Origin of the sequence: Micromonospora peucetia (assembly GCF_900091625.1) — a bacterium.
Taxonomy (GTDB): Bacteria; Actinomycetota; Actinomycetes; order Mycobacteriales; family Micromonosporaceae; genus Micromonospora; species Micromonospora peucetia.
On sequence record NZ_FMIC01000002.1, the window covers coordinates 4,268,096 to 4,283,395 of the forward strand.

The 15,300-nt window shown below is 72.7% G+C and carries 13 protein-coding genes; 7 read left to right on the forward strand and 6 right to left on the reverse strand.

Annotated features, from left to right (window positions below):
* Positions 1-18 precede the first annotated feature (18 nt).
* Positions 19-603 (reverse strand): N-acetylmuramoyl-L-alanine amidase, encoded by a 585-nt coding sequence (locus tag GA0070608_RS19820; protein WP_176733767.1) that lies wholly within the window; start codon positions 601-603, stop codon positions 19-21.
* 299 nt (positions 604-902) lie between these two features.
* Between GA0070608_RS19820 and GA0070608_RS19825 the strand changes: the two genes are divergently transcribed.
* Both GA0070608_RS19825 and GA0070608_RS19830 read left to right on the forward strand, forming a co-directional pair.
* Complete coding sequence (locus GA0070608_RS19825) at positions 903-1,433, forward strand: hypothetical protein (RefSeq protein WP_091630072.1); 531 nt, start codon at positions 903-905, stop codon at positions 1,431-1,433.
* The gene (locus GA0070608_RS19830) at positions 1,430-2,494 is read left to right on the forward strand and encodes an aminoglycoside phosphotransferase family protein (RefSeq protein ID WP_091630073.1); all 1,065 of its coding nucleotides are present in this window, start codon (positions 1,430-1,432) and stop codon (positions 2,492-2,494) included. Before GA0070608_RS19825 ends, GA0070608_RS19830 begins: the two co-directional genes overlap by 4 nt.
* A 22-nt stretch (positions 2,495-2,516) precedes the next feature.
* Here the strand turns inward: GA0070608_RS19830 and GA0070608_RS19835 are convergent, their stop codons facing one another.
* The 3 genes from GA0070608_RS19835 to GA0070608_RS19845 all read right to left on the reverse strand — a co-directional run bounded on the left by GA0070608_RS19835 (position 2,517) and on the right by GA0070608_RS19845 (position 6,933).
* Positions 2,517-3,326 (reverse strand): metal-dependent hydrolase, encoded by an 810-nt coding sequence (locus GA0070608_RS19835; protein ID WP_091630074.1) that lies wholly within the window; start codon positions 3,324-3,326, stop codon positions 2,517-2,519.
* Positions 3,327-3,517: 191 nt separating this feature from the next.
* Positions 3,518-4,849 carry a glycosyltransferase family 4 protein gene (locus GA0070608_RS19840; RefSeq protein ID WP_091630075.1) on the reverse strand — a complete coding sequence of 444 codons (1,332 nt, stop codon included), beginning with the start codon at positions 4,847-4,849 and terminating at the stop codon, positions 3,518-3,520.
* A gap of 140 nt (positions 4,850-4,989) precedes the next feature.
* A complete protein-coding gene (locus tag GA0070608_RS19845) occupies positions 4,990-6,933 on the reverse strand; it encodes an amylo-alpha-1,6-glucosidase (RefSeq protein WP_091630076.1) in 1,944 nt (647 codons plus the stop codon).
* A 42-nt stretch (positions 6,934-6,975) separates the two neighbouring features.
* Here GA0070608_RS19845 and GA0070608_RS19850 point away from each other — a divergent pair, with 42 nt between their 5' ends.
* From GA0070608_RS19850 to GA0070608_RS19860, 3 genes are all read left to right on the forward strand, one after another.
* Positions 6,976-9,684, forward strand: coding sequence for an MGH1-like glycoside hydrolase domain-containing protein (locus tag GA0070608_RS19850; protein WP_091630077.1), 2,709 nt, complete (start codon positions 6,976-6,978; stop codon positions 9,682-9,684).
* Positions 9,685-9,781: 97 nt separating this feature from the next.
* The gene (locus tag GA0070608_RS19855; RefSeq protein WP_245715841.1) at positions 9,782-10,375 is read left to right on the forward strand and encodes a TetR/AcrR family transcriptional regulator; all 594 of its coding nucleotides are present in this window, start codon (positions 9,782-9,784) and stop codon (positions 10,373-10,375) included.
* A 210-nt stretch (positions 10,376-10,585) separates the two neighbouring features.
* On the forward strand, positions 10,586-11,260 hold the full coding sequence (locus GA0070608_RS19860) for an HAD family hydrolase (protein ID WP_176733988.1): 675 nt from the start codon (positions 10,586-10,588) through the stop codon (positions 11,258-11,260).
* 48 nt (positions 11,261-11,308) lie between these two features.
* On the opposite strand, the gene GA0070608_RS19865 is transcribed toward GA0070608_RS19860, so the two are convergent.
* Positions 11,309-12,052, reverse strand: a complete 744-nt coding sequence (locus tag GA0070608_RS19865; protein WP_091630079.1) for an SDR family NAD(P)-dependent oxidoreductase — start codon at positions 12,050-12,052, stop codon at positions 11,309-11,311.
* The gene (locus tag GA0070608_RS19870; RefSeq protein WP_091630080.1) at positions 12,049-12,864 is read right to left on the reverse strand and encodes an alpha/beta fold hydrolase; all 816 of its coding nucleotides are present in this window, start codon (positions 12,862-12,864) and stop codon (positions 12,049-12,051) included. Before GA0070608_RS19870 ends, GA0070608_RS19865 begins: the two co-directional genes overlap by 4 nt.
* A 97-nt stretch (positions 12,865-12,961) precedes the next feature.
* On the opposite strand from GA0070608_RS19870, the gene GA0070608_RS19875 reads away from it, so the two are divergent.
* Both GA0070608_RS19875 and GA0070608_RS19880 read left to right on the forward strand, forming a co-directional pair.
* Positions 12,962-14,299 (forward strand): aminotransferase-like domain-containing protein, encoded by a 1,338-nt coding sequence (locus GA0070608_RS19875; RefSeq protein WP_091630081.1) that lies wholly within the window; start codon positions 12,962-12,964, stop codon positions 14,297-14,299.
* A gap of 103 nt (positions 14,300-14,402) precedes the next feature.
* Positions 14,403-15,017 (forward strand): GNAT family N-acetyltransferase, encoded by a 615-nt coding sequence (locus GA0070608_RS19880; protein ID WP_091630082.1) that lies wholly within the window; start codon positions 14,403-14,405, stop codon positions 15,015-15,017.
* The last annotated feature ends 283 nt before the right edge of the window (positions 15,018-15,300 follow it).

Sequence of the window (15,300 nt, forward strand, 5' to 3'; positions counted from 1 at the left end):
AACGTGACCCGGGGGCCGTCAGGGTGCCGCACGCCGTACGACGAGGCCCGGTGCGGGCGTGGGCCCGGACAGACTGACGGCCTGTTCGGCGGCGGCCAGGATGTCCGGCTTCTGGGCGATGATCGGGGGGCCGGGGCACTTGTCGTGCCCCCAGGCGGGGCCTCCCATGCTGTGGTGGCCGAGGCCCGTGCCCGACGGGTCGGCCGTCAGGGCGAGAGGGGCGCCGCATTCCTGGTGCACCTTGGCGAAGATCCGGCCGATGGCGGCGATCTGCTTGTCGGTCAGCCTCTCCCAGCCGGGATGGCTGGCGTGGTGCGCGCTGCCGACGCTGAACCCGGAGCACTCCACCGAGATCCAGTGCCCGTTACCGGCCTTCTGGGTCCAGGCCTTGTCCGCGGTGTCGACCATCTGCGCGATGTCACCGTCACGACTGACGATGAAGTGCGAGGAGTTTTCGGTGCTCGGGTCCCGCTGGTGGCTGATGGTGCCCTCATAGGTGCCGTCGGCGATGTGCACCACCAGGCCGCGAACCTCCACCATGCCGCCCGGGACCCGGTTGGCGGTGGGGCCGCGCCAGCTCGCAAGATCGGTCCAGAGCGCCATCGAATGCTCCTTTCGGCGGACGTCGCTGCACATGGCCGGCCGGTGGCTCGACAACCCGAACGTATCGTTGTCCCCACTCCCATTCCTGGCGATTCGGTCAACTGATCGTGTGCGCCTGGGGCAGGTCGCCGACGGCGGTCGGCCCAGACCGGTCATTCGCTCGGCCTGCACCTCGTCGGCAGCCATCTGGTCCAGCCCCTGCGCCCACGCCAGGCCTCTGTTCCGCTAGCGTCGGCGGGCGCGGCGTCCGCCGCCGTGGCACACCGCGGCGGGCCGCTGACGACGGGGGAGGTCCGCCGATGATCGGAACGTTGACCCGTCACGTCGCCGGGGCGGTCGCCGCCTGGCTGGTGTGCGTTGCCGAAGGACTGGTTGGCTACCTGGCGCTGTTCGCGTTCGCCCTGGGCACCCCCGAATCCGACCAGGGTGGGCCGCTGGCCGGCCCGCTCATGGTGCTGGGCGCCGCCCTGTTGGGCGCCGTCCTGGTGCCGCTGGTGGTGGCACCGGCGGTCGTGATCGGCGAGGCCGCCCTCGCTCGCCGTGGTGCGTTCGCCCGTACGCAGGCGGCCTGCGGGGTGGCCGCGCTGCTCGTCGGGCTGTACGTCGCCGGCATCGCGGCGGTCACTGGGGCGGCCGTTGCCGGCGCAGCGCTGGCCTGGTCGCTGGTGACGGCGGTCGTGATTTGCCCGGTGGTGGCCCACGCGGCCGTGGTGCGGGGGGCACGGGCGGCGACCGGGTGGCTCGCCCGCTGGAGCAGCCCCCGCTCGCCGGCCACGGTCGCTCCGTCCGCGTCCCCGGTGGACCATCCCGGCGGCTCTGAGGTCCCGTGACCACGTCCCGCCCGCCGACCGACCTGGTCCCCGTCGACGTGCCGGCCGAGCAGCTCACCCACAACACGCTCAACGGGGTGACCGGCGGCATCTGGCGTACCCGCCGGGACGGGCAGGCGGCCGTGCTGAAGCTGGTCACCCCGCCCGGCCGCCCCGGGCCGGCGCACTGGGCCGGCAGCGACGAGCCGGGGCACTGGAACTACTGGCGCCGCGAGGTCGAGGCGTACCGCAGCGGCCTGGCCACCGCCGCGTACGCCGACGCCGGGCTGGCCGCGCCGACGCCGCTGGCGGTCGACGACCGGCCGGACGGCTCGGTGGCGCTGTGGTTGGCCGAGGCGGCCGGCCGGCCGGGCGTCGCCTGCACGGCCGCCGACCTCGGTGAGGTGGCCGGCCGGCTCGGCGCCGCACACGCCCGCTGGCTCGGCGACCCCGAGGCGCGGGAGCTGCTGCCCGGCGGTCGTCCGCCGGACTGGCTGGCCCGCGACTGGCTGCGCGACTACACGCTCAGCCGGCCGGTGGTCGCGCCGGTGCCGTGGGAGCATCCGGTCGCCGTTGCCGCCTGGCCGCGCCCCCTGCGCGACACCCTGCGGGCGCTGTGGGACCGGCGGCACGAGGTGCTGGCGGCCACCGACCGGCTGCCCCGCACGCTCTGCCACCACGACTGCTGGCCGATGAACCTGGTCTTCGCCGGCAGCGGCCCGGTGCTGCTGGACTGGTCCGGCGTCGGCCCGGGGCCGGTCGGCGAGGACGCGGCCAACCTGGTGCTGGACACCTTTCTCGACGGGCTGGTCGACGTCGCGCTGCTCGACGAGGTGGCCGCCACCGTGGTCGACCGCTACGTCGAGGGGCTGCACGGCGCCGTCGCACCGGCGGCGATGGTCCGGGCGGTCCGGCTCACCGGGGCGGCCAAGTACTTCTGGCTGGCGCCGCTGATGCTCGGCCGGCTCGGCCGGTCGGCCATCAGCCAGACCTACGACGTCCGCGACGAGGCCGCGATGATGGCCGGCCGCCGACCGGTGCTGGAGCTGCTGGCCCGCTGGGCCGCCGAGGCACTGGACTGACCGGGCGAGCGGCGGGGAGCCGTCAGACGTCGATGTTGAAGCGTTGCAGCACCGACGGGGCGACCAGCCCGGCCGCCGCGAGCACCGAGATCGCGGTCAGTACGGCCCGGACGACCACCACCTCGGTCTTGCTGCCGGCCCGCAGGGCGATCTTGTTGGGCAGCCCGATCGGCGTCCACATCCGACGTTTGATCGGGATCGGCCAGAGGATCGGCACCCCGGCCCGGGTGATCATGTCGCCGAGGATGTGCACGAAGCAGCCGACCCCGACGGCGGTGCCGATCAACGGGTAGCCCCGGCCGCCGGGCAGGTTGACGAAGGTGTACCAGGCGGCGGCGGCCGACGCGAGGGTCACGATGACCCAGCCGGCCCGCTCCGCCCACTTGTCGAACAGGCCGCGCAGCGCCAGCCCGAACATGAAGAACAGGATGCCGATGACCGCCCACTTGCCGTACGCGGCGCAGAGCGTGGTGGTGCCCCAGCCGACCAGCAGGGTGAACGGGATGGTGTGGGTCAGGGTCCGGTGACCGTTGTTGCGGCGCGGGTCCTTGCTGAGCTTGGTCGCGTAGTAGACCCCGAGCGAGATCTTCTCCATCACCTCGGCGATGAAGAGCGAGAACACGCCGAAGGTGCGGGCGACGGTCGCCCCGCCCTGGTTGCGGGTCACCTTGCCGGACAGGTCAAGATCCGGGAAGAGCGCCCCACCGGCGCAGACCGCGGTGCCGACGGCGAGTTCCAGCGGCGACTGGTGGTAGTCGGCGAATTGTTGCAGCGCCCAGGACCCGGCCAGCCACACCGCCGCGCCGGACAGCGCGTGGGACGGTCCCATCATGTCGGCTCACCCTCCCCAGGGATCTTGAGCGCCAAAACTACGCCACTGTAGTTCGTCGTCGCGGCGCAGGGGCATCGCCCGGACGGTCCATCGGGGACGGTGGCGGGAAGGGGTGGGTGACTGTGCCGTTCCGGCAGGAATTATGCCGTGCCGGGCGGGGCCGGTCTGTCGGCGATCGGACGGCGGACCGCTCAGCAGGCGGCGCCGCCGACCGCGAGGAGATTCCCCTCGGGAATCGTGATCTTCTGCCGGGCCTCGCCGAGTCGGGCGGCGGCGCGGCGGGCCTGCGTCGGGCCGTGCTCCCGGCCGGCCGTCGCGTACGTGCCGGCGGTCCGGGCGGCGATGGTCGCCCAGCCGTACCGCTGGCCGACCACGGTCCGCGCCCGCCGGGCCACCCGCCTGGCGAAGACCTCGTCGCCGAGGAGTGAGTCGACCGCCTCGCCGAGGGCACCCGGGTCGCTGTGCGGGAAGGTCACCCCGGTCACGCCCGGCTCGACGATCTCGGCGAGGCCGCCGGTGCGGGCCACGGCCAGCGGAGCCCCGGCCGCCGCGGCCTCCAGGGCCACCATCCCGAACGGCTCGTAGAGGCTGGGCACCACGGTCGCGTCGGTGGCGCCGAGCAGCGCCGGGAGCCGCGTCGAGTCCAGGAAACCGGTGAAGCGTACGGTCTGCCCGAGCGCGAGTCGGCGGATCTGCTCCGCCAACTCGGCGCGGTAGGGGCCGTCGCCCGCGATCACCACCCGCAGCCCGGGGTGCCGGTCGCGCAGGTACGGCACCGCCTGCACCAGGTGCTGTACGCCCTTCTCGTAGACCAGCCGGCCGGCGTACCCGATGAGTGGGCCGTCGCCGGCGAACCGGGCCCGGGCGGCGGCGACCGCCCCCGGCCGGGCCCGCCAGGCCCGGTCGTCGACCCCGTTGGGCACCACGTCGATCTGCTCGGCCGGAACGCCGAAGAGTGTGGTGACCTGGTCGCGCATGTAGCCCGAGCAGGCGATCACCCGGGCGGAGGCGTTGCTCAGCCAGTGCTCGACGCCGTGGATGGTGCGGTTCATCTCCTCCGGCAGCCAGCCCTGGTGCCGGCCGGCCTCGGTGGCGTGGATGGTGGTCACCAGGGGCAGGTCGAGGTGCTCGGCGAGGGTCGCCGCGGTGTGTGCGACGAGCCAGTCGTGGGCGTGGATGACGTCGTAGCAGCCGGCCTCGGTGGCGCGTAGCGCGGCGCGGGTGAGGGTGTGGTTGAACGCCATGGTCCAGGCCAGCAGGGAGGAGGTGGCCAGTGGGAAGGTGACCGGGTCCTCGGCGGCGCGGACGATTCGGACGCCGTCGGCGTACTCCTCCAGGGGTGCGCCGTCGGTGTGTCGGGTGACGACGGTGACCTCGTGCCCGGCGGCGGCCAGGGCAACCGACAGGGCGTGCACGTGCCGGCCCAGGCCACCGACCAGGACCGGCGGGTACTCCCAGGAGAGCATCAGCACCCGCTGTCGCCGGGCGGGGTGGATGTCGATCACGTCGGCGTCAGGTGACATGCGGCCCCCTCGGAGTCGTCCCCGGTACGCGCCGACGGGCACCGGAGCCGGTGCCCGTCGCGGTCGCGACCGGATCGGGACCCATCCTGCTGGTGGCTGGCTAACCAGCGGAGACGCCGCCGTTGCGGTCGTGTAACGCGCTAACGGCTGTTCCTGCGGGCACGCAGCAGTTCGGCGACCGACCACGCCTGGAACGGGCACCCGGTCGCGGCGTGCGGAGCGAGACCGTCCGCCGTCTCGCTCACCGATCCCAGGCCGTACTCGGTCAGATGGGCCTCGATGCCGACGAAGAGGTCGTCGACCGGCAGGTTCGCCCGTCGGGCGGCGTCGGCGTACGGGCCGAGCAGCCACGGCCAGACGGTGCCCTGGTGGTAGGCGCCGTCCCGCTCGGCCGGACCGCCCCGGTGCCGCCCCACGAACTCGGGCGAGTCGGGGGAGAGGCTGCGCGGGCCCAGCGGGGTGAGCAGCCCGCCGGCGACCCGGCGCACGGTGGGCTCGTCCGGCGCCAGCGGGGCGTACGGCAGCGACCAGGCCAGCAGCTGGTTGGGGCGGAGCAACTCGTCGTCGTGGTGCGCGGCCCCACCCAGCGGGTACGCCGGGGCGGGCGTGTCCAGCACGTCGTGCAGCCAGCCCGTCGGGGCCGGGAACCGGTCCCGGAACGCGGCCACGGCCCGCTCGTGCAGCCGCCACAGGTCGCCCGCGTCCCGTCCCGCCAGCTCGGTCAGCTCGGCCAGGCCGGCCAGCCCGTTGACCCAGAGCGCGTTGACCTCCACCGGCTTGCCGGTACGCGGAGTGACCGGCACCCCGTACACCCGGGCGTCCATCCAGGTCAGCGCCGTGCCCGGGGTGCCGCCCTGGGTGAGCAGCCCGTCGGCCGGGTCCACGGCGATGCCGAACCGGGTGCCGGCCAGGTGCGCGTCGACCACCCCGTGCAGCGCCGGCAGCAGTTCGTCGCCGAGATCGGTGTCGCCGGTGACGGTGACGTGCCGGCTCACCGCGTGCAGGAACCACAGGGTCGCGTCGACCGTGTTGTATTCCACCCGGCCGGTGTCGGCGGTGTTGGCGAGCATCCCCTCCGACAGCGTCGCCGCGTACGCCCGCAGCAGTTCCCGGCCCTCGGCGGCCCGGTTCGTGCAGAGGAACAGCCCCTCGTAGGAGATCATCGTGTCCCGCGACCAGGCGCCGAACCACGGGTAGCCGGCCACCACGTCCGGCCCGGTGGCCGTGCCGACCACGAACGCGTCGGCGGCCAGCGTGAGGGTCGCCTCGACCGGGTCGGCCGGCTTCGCGGCGGCCACCACCCGCCGGTTGCGGGCCCGGCGCGTCGCGACCACCTCGGTCGCCGGGGGCGGCTCCTCGGCCAGCTCGCCGGCCCAGGCGAGCACCGACACCGTGTCGCCGGGGCGCTCCAGCCCACCCGAGAACCGGCCCGCGTACCAGAGGTCCTCGTCGGGGTTCAGGCCGCGCGCCGCCTCCTCCCGGTGGTGCGCGCCGCGCCACCACTGGCCCTCCGGGGTCCAGTCCGGCCCGGCGAGCCGGAACGCGCTCTCCACCACCGCCCCGCCCGGCACCGGCTCCACCCGGGGGGCCGGGCCGTCGGCGCGGCGCTCGCCGTGCGCGTCCCGCCAGGTGCAGACCGCCGCCAGGTCGAGGCGCACCGGCCCACCGGAGACCAGCCGGTGCACCACGGCCACGCACGGGCGGCCGTGCGTCATCGCCAGTTCCCGCTCGATCACCACGTCGCCGATCCGCCAGCGCCACCGGGGCAGGCCGTCGGTCAGGTCGAACCGCTCCAGCAGCTCGAAGCCGCGCGGGTCGACGTCGCCGGAGGACCACTCGTGCGCGCCGAGGCGCACCCGGGCGCCGGAGGGGAAGACCACGGCCGGGTCCAGGCCGACCAGTCCCACCCGGCGGGACGCCGGTGTCTCGCCGGCCACCACGAGCAGACCGTGGTAGCGGCGGGTGCGCAACCCGCTCACCGTGCCGGTGGCGTAACCACCGAGACCGTCGGTGACCAGCCACTCCCGGGCGGCACCGCCGGTCAGGTCGCCGCACACCTGCGGACCGAAACGAATGTCGATCAACTTTCCTCCACCGGCGGCGGGGTGTAACACGCCACGACGAGAATGGCTCCTGTGGTGAAGTCCTCCGGCGGCGTCGAAGATGTGCGAGTGATCACCGACGTGCCGCCCCCCGACGACTCCGCGCCCGACCCCGAACGGCTCCGGCTGGCTCAGGCCGACGCCGGGGAACAGGACTGGCGCGCATGGGGTCCCTATCTGTCCGAGCGGGCGTGGGGGACGGTCCGGGAGGACTACAGCGAGCACGGTACGGCCTGGGACTACTTCCCGCACGACCACGCGCGGTCCAGAGCGTACCGGTGGAGCGAGGACGGCATGGCGGGCGTCTGCGACGACCGGCAGACGTTCTGCTTCGCCCTCGCCCTGTGGAACGGGAAGGACCCGATCCTCAAGGAGCGGATGTTCGGCCTCGGCGGCGACGGCGGCAACCACGGCGAGGACGCCAAGGAATACTGGTTCTACGAGGACTCCACCCCCACCCACTCCTGGATGCGCTGGCGGTACCACTACCCGCAGGCCGCCTTCCCGTACGACGAACTGGTCGCGGTGAACGCGCTACGCGGTCGGGACGACACCGAGTACGAGCTGGTCGACACCGGCATCTTCGACGACGACCGGTACTGGGCGGTGACCGTCGACTACGCGAAGGCCACCCCGACCGACATGTGCGTCGTCGTCACCGTCGCCAACCGGGGCGACCAGGCGGCCACCCTGCACGTGCTGCCCACCCTCTGGTTCCGCAACACCTGGGCGTGGGGGCTGCCCGGCGGCGACCGGGTGCCCCGGCTGGTCGGCGAGGGTTCGCGGCTGGTCGGCGAGCACCGGGTGCTCGGCCAACTGCTGCTGGAGGGCGACGGCGAGCCGACGCCGCTGCTCTGCGACAACGACACCAACGCCGAGCGGCTCTGGGGGCTGCCCGGCCGGTCCCGCCACCCGAAGGACGGCATCAACGACCACGTGGTCGACGGGGCCGCGACCGTCAACCCGGCCCTGGAGGGCACCAAGGGCGCGCTGCACTACGTGTTGGACGTGCCGGCCGGGGCGCAGCGGCGGATCCGACTGCGGCTGACCCGTACCGCCCCGCCGCCCGGCGGTGCCCCGCCGCCGCCGGCGGAACTGGGTGACGGCTTCGACGCGGTGCTCTGGGCCCGCCGAGCGGAGGCGAACCGGTTCTTCGCCGGGGTCATCCCGGCCGCCGCGACCCCGGACGAGACCCTGGTCGCCCGGCAGGCCATCGCCGGGCTGATGTGGGGCAAGCAGTTCTACCACTTTGACGTCAAGCGCTGGCTGGAGGGCGATCCCGGCTCCCCGCCCCCGCCCTCCGGCCGCCGGCACGGGCGCAACAGCGCCTGGTGGCACATGACGAGCTTCGACGTGATCTCCATGCCGGACCCGTGGGAGTACCCCTGGTACGCGGCCTGGGACCTGGCCTTCCACTGCGTCAGCATCGCCCGGGTCGACCCCGGCTTCGCCAAGGAGCAACTGCTGCTCCTGCTCCGCGAGTGGTACCTGCACCCCAACGGCCAGATCCCGGCGTACGAGTGGGCGTTCGGCGACGTCAACCCGCCGGTGCACGCGTGGGCGGCGTTGAAGGTCTTCGAGATCGACGGCGGCCGGGACCACGACTTCCTGGCCCGGGTGATGCACAAGCTGCTGCTCAACTTCACCTGGTGGGTGAACCGCAAGGACACCGGCGGCAACAACGTCTTCGAGGGCGGCTTCCTCGGGCTGGACAACGTCGGCCCGTTCGACCGGTCGGCGGCGTTGCCGGTGGCCGGGGTGCTGGAGCAGTCCGACGGCACCGGCTGGATGGCCATGTACGCGCTGAACCTGCTCGATATCGCCGTCGTGCTGGCCGAGCACGACCGAACCTGGGTCGACACCGCCACCAAGTTCTTCGAGCACTTCACCTACATCGCCGCAGCCGCGTACGAACAGGGCCTGTGGGACGACGAGGACGCGTTCTTCTACGACGTGCTGCGGCTCGCCGACGGCACGAAGGTGCCGCTGAAGGTCCGTTCGGTCGTCGGCCTGCTGCCGTTGGCCGCGACCACCCGGCTCACCGCCCGCACCCTGCAACGGCTGCCCGAGCTGAACGCCCGACTGCGCTGGTTCCTGACCAACCGCCCGGAGTACGCCGAGGTGATCGGCGCCCGGCGGCTCGGGCCCGACGGCCGCCAGCACCGGCTGCTGTCCATGGTCGGCCCGGAGCAGCTCGTCCGGCTGCTCGCCCGGATGCTCGACACCGACGAGTTCCTCTCCGAGTACGGCCTGCGTACGCTGTCCCGGGCCCACCTCGACAAGCCGTTCTCGGTGACCCTCGGCGGTCAGGAGTTCAGCGTCGGCTACGAACCGGCCGAGTCGACCAGCGGCCTGTTCGGCGGCAACTCGAACTGGCGTGGCCCGATCTGGATGCCGACCAACTTCCTGCTGATCAGCGCGCTGCGCGACTACGCCGTCTTCTTCGGCGACGACCTCCAGGTGGAGTATCCGACCCGCTCCGGGGTGAAGCTGAGCCTCGACGAGATCGCCGACGACCTCTCCGCGCGGCTGATCTCGCTGTTCACCCGGGACGGCTGGGGCCGACGGCCGATCTACGGCGCCGCCCAGCTCTTCCAGACCCACCCGGACTGGCGTGACCTGATCTGCTTCCCCGAGTACTTCCACGGCGACAACGGCGCCGGGCTGGGGGCCTGGCACCAGACCGGCTGGACGGCGTTGGTCGCCGACCTGATCCTCACCCTGCGCCGGTAGCCGGTAGCCGGCGGCGGTAGCTGGCCGCCGACTGCCGAAGAGTCGTCAATCCGTCGCGAGGCTGTCACGGATGGTGATGCTCACTAGTGTCGACGGGGTGTCGCCAGCAGACGGAGCAGACGGCGTACCGGCTGAGCGGGAGCGGGTCGTCCTCGCCGCCCGGGAGTTGGCCGAGGCCGAGGGGTGGGCGGCGGCGACCCACCGCCGGCTGGCCGAGCGGACCGGCGTCGACATCGAGGCCCTCTACCGCCGCTTCCCGGACCCGGCCGCGCTCATGTCCGCCGTAGCGGTGCGTGGCTTCGCCGACCTGGCCGCCACGCTCGCCGCCGCCCGGGCCGCCGCCGCCCGGGCCTTCGCCGTCGGGGCCGACCGCGGCGCCTGGCCGGCCGTGGTGGCGGCCTACCTGGACTTCGCGTACGCCAGTCCCGAGGTCTACGACGCGATGCTCGCCCACACCTCGGACCTCACCCTGGGCCGCGACCCGGGTCCGGGGGCGCCCGGGGCCGCCTTCGCCGAGTTGCGCGCCGCCCTGGCACCGCTGGCCGCCGGCCGCGATGCCGACACCCTCGCCGAGGTCGGCTGGGCGCTGCTGCACGGCACGGTCATGCTGACCCGGGGCGGGCGCCTGCGCCCGGACAGGCAGGAACAGCGCGAGGAAATGATCATGTCCGGTGTGTTCGCCGGCCCGTGACCGTGCGGCCCGGCCCCCGTCGCTCCGTTGGCTGCCGGCGCCGTCGGTGCCCCGTTCGTAACCCGCTTGCCGGTCGGAATCTTGGACAGTTACCGTTCGCGCCGAACGGAAGCTGTCCAAGATCGTATTGGGTGCGCCTCCGCCAACCCGGCCCGAGTCGCACCATGGGAAGGGAGACATGGGGACGTGACGCGCCGACGCGACGGGCAGGTGCTCGTCTTCGACGCCGACGACACGCTCTGGGAGAACAACGTCCTCTTCGAGCGGGTGATCGACGACTTCCTGGAGTGGCTGGACCATCCGACCCTCGACCGGGCCGAGATCCGGACCATCCTGGACGACATCGAGCGGGCCAACGCGGTCGCGCACGGCTACGGCAGCAAGGTGTTCCTGCGCAGCCTGGGGGAGTGCCTGGAGCGGCTGCGGCAGCGGCCCGCCACCGTGGTGGAGCGGCGCGAGATCGAGGACCTGGCGGCGGCCCTGGTCGCCCACCAGGTGGAGTTGATGCCCGGGGTGGCCGAGGCGTTGGACGCCCTGGCCGGCCGGCACGAGCTGCTGCTGCTGACCAAGGGCGAGCGCGAGGAGCAGCAGCGCAAGCTCGACGCCTCCGGGCTGCTGCACCACTTCCGGGCCGCGCACATCGTTCGGGAGAAGGACGTCGACACCTACCGGTGGCTGACCCGGGAGCACGACGTCGACCCCACGGTCACCTGGATGATCGGCAACTCCCCGAAGTCCGACATCCGGCCCGCCCGGGCCGCCGGGCTGAACGCCGTGTTCATCCCCAACGACAACACCTGGGTGCTGGAACACGACGAGCTGGACCCGACCGACCCGGGCGTGCTGCGGCTGTCGGCCTTCCCCGAACTGCTGCGCCACTTCTGAGACGCAGCAGTTCGGCCCCCGTCCGGAACCGCCACACCGGCGGGCCGGTCAGCCCGGCTGGCGGTGCACCTGGAACGGGGCGAAGCTCTGCGCGACCGGCATCAGCTCGACGGTGTTGACATTGACGTGTGGCGGTTGCCTGGCGGCCCAGTGCACCGCCTCCGCGATGTCGTCGGCGGTGAGCGGCACCATGCCGTCGTACAGCCCGCCCGCCCGCTCGGCGTCGCCGCCGAACCGGACGACCGAGAACTCGGTGCCGCCGACCATGCCCGGCTCGACGCAGGTGACCCGTACGCCGGTGCCGTGCAGGTCGCTGCGAAGGTTCAGGCTGAACTGCCGGACGAAGGCCTTGGTGGCGCCGTACACGTTGCCGCCCGGGTAGGGGTACGTCGCGGCCGTGGAACCGATGTTGATGACGTGGCCGCGCCGTCGGGCGACCATGCCCGGCAGGATCGCGTGGGTGCAGTTCATCAGCCCCCGGCAGTTGGTGTCGAGCATCTGCTCCCAGTCGTCCAGGTCGGCCCGGTGCGCCGGTTCCATCCCGAGGGCGAGACCCGCGTTGTTGATCAGGATGTCGATTTCGGCGTGGGACGCGGGCAGTTCCTCGATGGCGGCGGCGACGGCGGCACGGTCTCGGACGTCGACCACGAGCGGGAGTACGTCCGGGCCGAGTGCGGCGAGCCGGTCGGCCCGCCGGGCGCAGGCGACGACCCGGGCGCCGTCGGCAGCGAAGCGCCGTGCGAAGGCGGCCCCGAAGCCGCTGCTGGCCCCGGTCACGAAGACGGTCGTCACCGCTGTCCCTCCACCGTCGTGACCTGCTGGAGCAGCCCTCCGAGCGCGGTGTTGAAGACCGCTTCCCGCTCCAGGTTGGGCATGTGACCGGCACCGTCGATCACGACCAGCGTCGCGCCCGGGACGCTCCCGGTGATGAGTTCGGCATCGCCGATCGGGGTGAACTCGTCGTCGCTGCCCACCACGACCAGGGTGGGCACCTCGACCCGGCGCAGCGTCTCGACGTAGTCGGGGCGCTCGGCACGTCCGCGCAGGGCGGCGGCGGCACCGACCGGCGAGGTCGTGTGCATCATGATGCTGACCTGCCGGGCGATCTCGGGCAGGGCCGAGATGTTCCGCGGCGCGAGCATCTTCGGCAGGACCTCTTCGGCGTAGCCGGCCATGCCCTCCCGGAGCAGCCGGTCGGCGAGCTCGTTGCGGAGCTTGCGCCCGAGATCGGTCTCCGCCGGCGCGGAGGTGTCGGCCAGCAGCACGCCGGAGATGCGCTCGGGGAACTGGCGCAGGCACTCCATCACGATCTGCCCGCCCATCGACAGTCCACCGAGGGCGAACCGGCGTACGCCGAGCCGGTCGGCCAGGCCGGCGACGTCCCGGGCGAACGTGTCGAGGGTGGTGCGACCCGGCACCACCGTGCTCTCGCCGTACCCACGAAGGTCCGCGGCGACGACCCGCCAGCCGGCGGCCACCGCGAAGTCGACCTGTGGACGCCACATGGAGCGGTTGAAGGGATGCCCGTGCACGAGGATCAGAGTCTCCCCGTTGCCGCTGTCGTCGTATCCGATGCTGACTTCGTTGACCTGCGTCGTGGCCATTGCCATTCCTTCCCAACCTGGTCTCGACAGGAAGGCTAAGCGGTGCAATAGTCGAGTGCAATAAAAACAATGTCCTCGGAGCAATTGGGAGCGGATCGTGGACGACTACCGGCGGATCGCCGAGAGCATCGCCGCCGACATCGCCGCCGGTCGGCTCGCCGCCGGACACCGCCTGCCGCCGCAGCGGACCTTCGCCCGCCAACGCGGCATCGCCAACTCGACCGCCGCCCGGGTCTATGCGGAGCTGGCCCGGCGCGGGCTGGTGACCGGGGAGGTCGGCCGGGGCACCTTCGTCCGGGCCGCCACTCCGCCCCTGGAACCCGCCCTCGCCGAACCCGGCGACGTCCGCGTCGACCTGGAGCTGAGCTTCTCGGTGCTGCCGCAACAGCCCGCACTGCTGGCCGGTTCCCTGGCCGGCCTGCTGCGGCCCGACACGCTGGCAACCGCGCTGCCCCCGGTCGGCGTCGCCGGGACGCCCGCGGTGCGGGAAGCCGTCGCCGGGCTTCTCAGCCGCCCCGACTGGGCCCCGGACCCACGGCAGATCCTGTTCACCGGCAACGGCCGCCAGGCGATCGCCGCCGCCATCGCCACCCTTGTCCCGGTAGGCGGGCGGCTCGGCGTCGAAGCGCTCACCTATCCCGTCGTCAAGGCCATCGCCGGCCGGCTCGGCGTCACCCTGGTCCCGCTGCCGATCGACCAGGACGGCTTGCTGCCCGAGGCCGTTGCCGAGGCACACCGCGCCGCCCCGCTCCGGGCCGTCTACCTCCAGCCGACCCTGCACAACCCACTCGGCACGACCATGCCGGCGCACCGCCGCGCCGCGCTCGCCGACCTGCTCGACCAACTCGGGGTGTACGTCATCGAGGACGCCGTCTGGTCGTTCCTCACCGACGCCCCGACACCGCTGGCCGCACTGGCGCCGTCCCGCACCATCCTCGTCGACAGCCTCTCGAAGCGGCTCGCCCCGGGCCTCACCGTCGGCTTCGCCGCCGCGCCACCACAGCTCACCGACCAGCTCGCGACCGCGATCCGGTCCGGCACCTGGACCGCCAACCGCTTCGCGCTGGACGCGGCCACGCGATGGCTCGTCGACGGGGCGGTCGCCACCATCACCGCCGGCAAGCGCCGGGACGCCCGTGCCCGGCAGGAACTGGCGCGGACCCGGTTGGCCGGTCAGCTGCTCCACTCCGATCCGGACGCCTATCACTGCTGGTGGGAGCTGCCGGAGCCATGGCGCGCCGAGACGTTCGTCGCGGCGGCGGCCCGCCGGGGCATCGCGGTCACCCCCGCCGCCGCGTTCACCGTCGGGACCAGCCACGCCCCCAACGCCGTACGGCTCGGGCTGGCCGCGCCGCCGCTGCCGACCCTGTCCGGGGCGCTCGACACGCTCGCGGCGCTGGCTCGTTCCAGCCCGGAGGACGCCGGGGTGGAATGACCCGCCGAGCAGCGACACCGGCGGAGATCGTCGCCTCGCGACGCCCCGACCTCGAACTTCAGCCACGATTCCGAACGGCAGGCTGCCGTAATAGGATCGGTCGATGGTGCGTTCCACGCCGATTGTCCCGCCAGCCACGCCGTTGACGGATGGCTCGGTCGTCGTGCGGCCACGGCGAGAGGACGATCTGGAGGCAATCGCCGACGCGAGCCGTGATTCCGAAACCCTGCGATGGCTCGATGACCCGCCGATGGATGCCGAGGCTCGGCGCACCGGAATGAGCCGCGTCGAAGAGGCATGGCGCAGCGGCCGTGCGGCTCCGTTGACGATCGCCGACGCCGTGACGGACCAAGCGGTCGGGATCATCAACCTGCAGTTCCGCGCCGAGGACGTGGCATCCGTCGCCTACAGCGTCTTCCCCGCCCACCGCGGCCAAGGAAACGCGCCACGAGCCGTGCTCCTTGTTGCTGACTGGGCGCTTGGCAACCTTGGGCTGACACAGCTCATCCTGGAGACGGACGCGGCGAACACGGCCTCGACAAGGGTCGCCGAGAAGTGCGGGTTCCAGGCGATCGGCACCAGGTCGGAGCCGCGCTCGGATGGCGTCGTGCGTACGACCATCACGTTCTCTCGGCCCTTGCCGACAACTCCGCCTGCGGCGAACGCAATAGCTGATCAACACACTCATCCACCGTTGTCCGGTCGCAACGATCCGTGACGGAGCGGTTGGGTGTTCGTGCTCGCGACCTGTTCCGGGGGGCCGACCCACCTCTGTAAACCATGCGATGCGGTAGCCGAGTCCGGTCATCTAGTATCGGCGAGACATGGGGGTTGGGTTGCATGTGGCCGTTCACGAAGCGACCAAAGGACCCGGTCCTGGACCCGTCCTATGGAGACCCGCACCGGAAGGCTCTGATCCGGGCGTTGGAAAAACGCCAGTGAAAGTTCGCCCGAGAACTGCTCAACATGGCGGCCGATCCGGACGAGATGGCCTTCCTGAT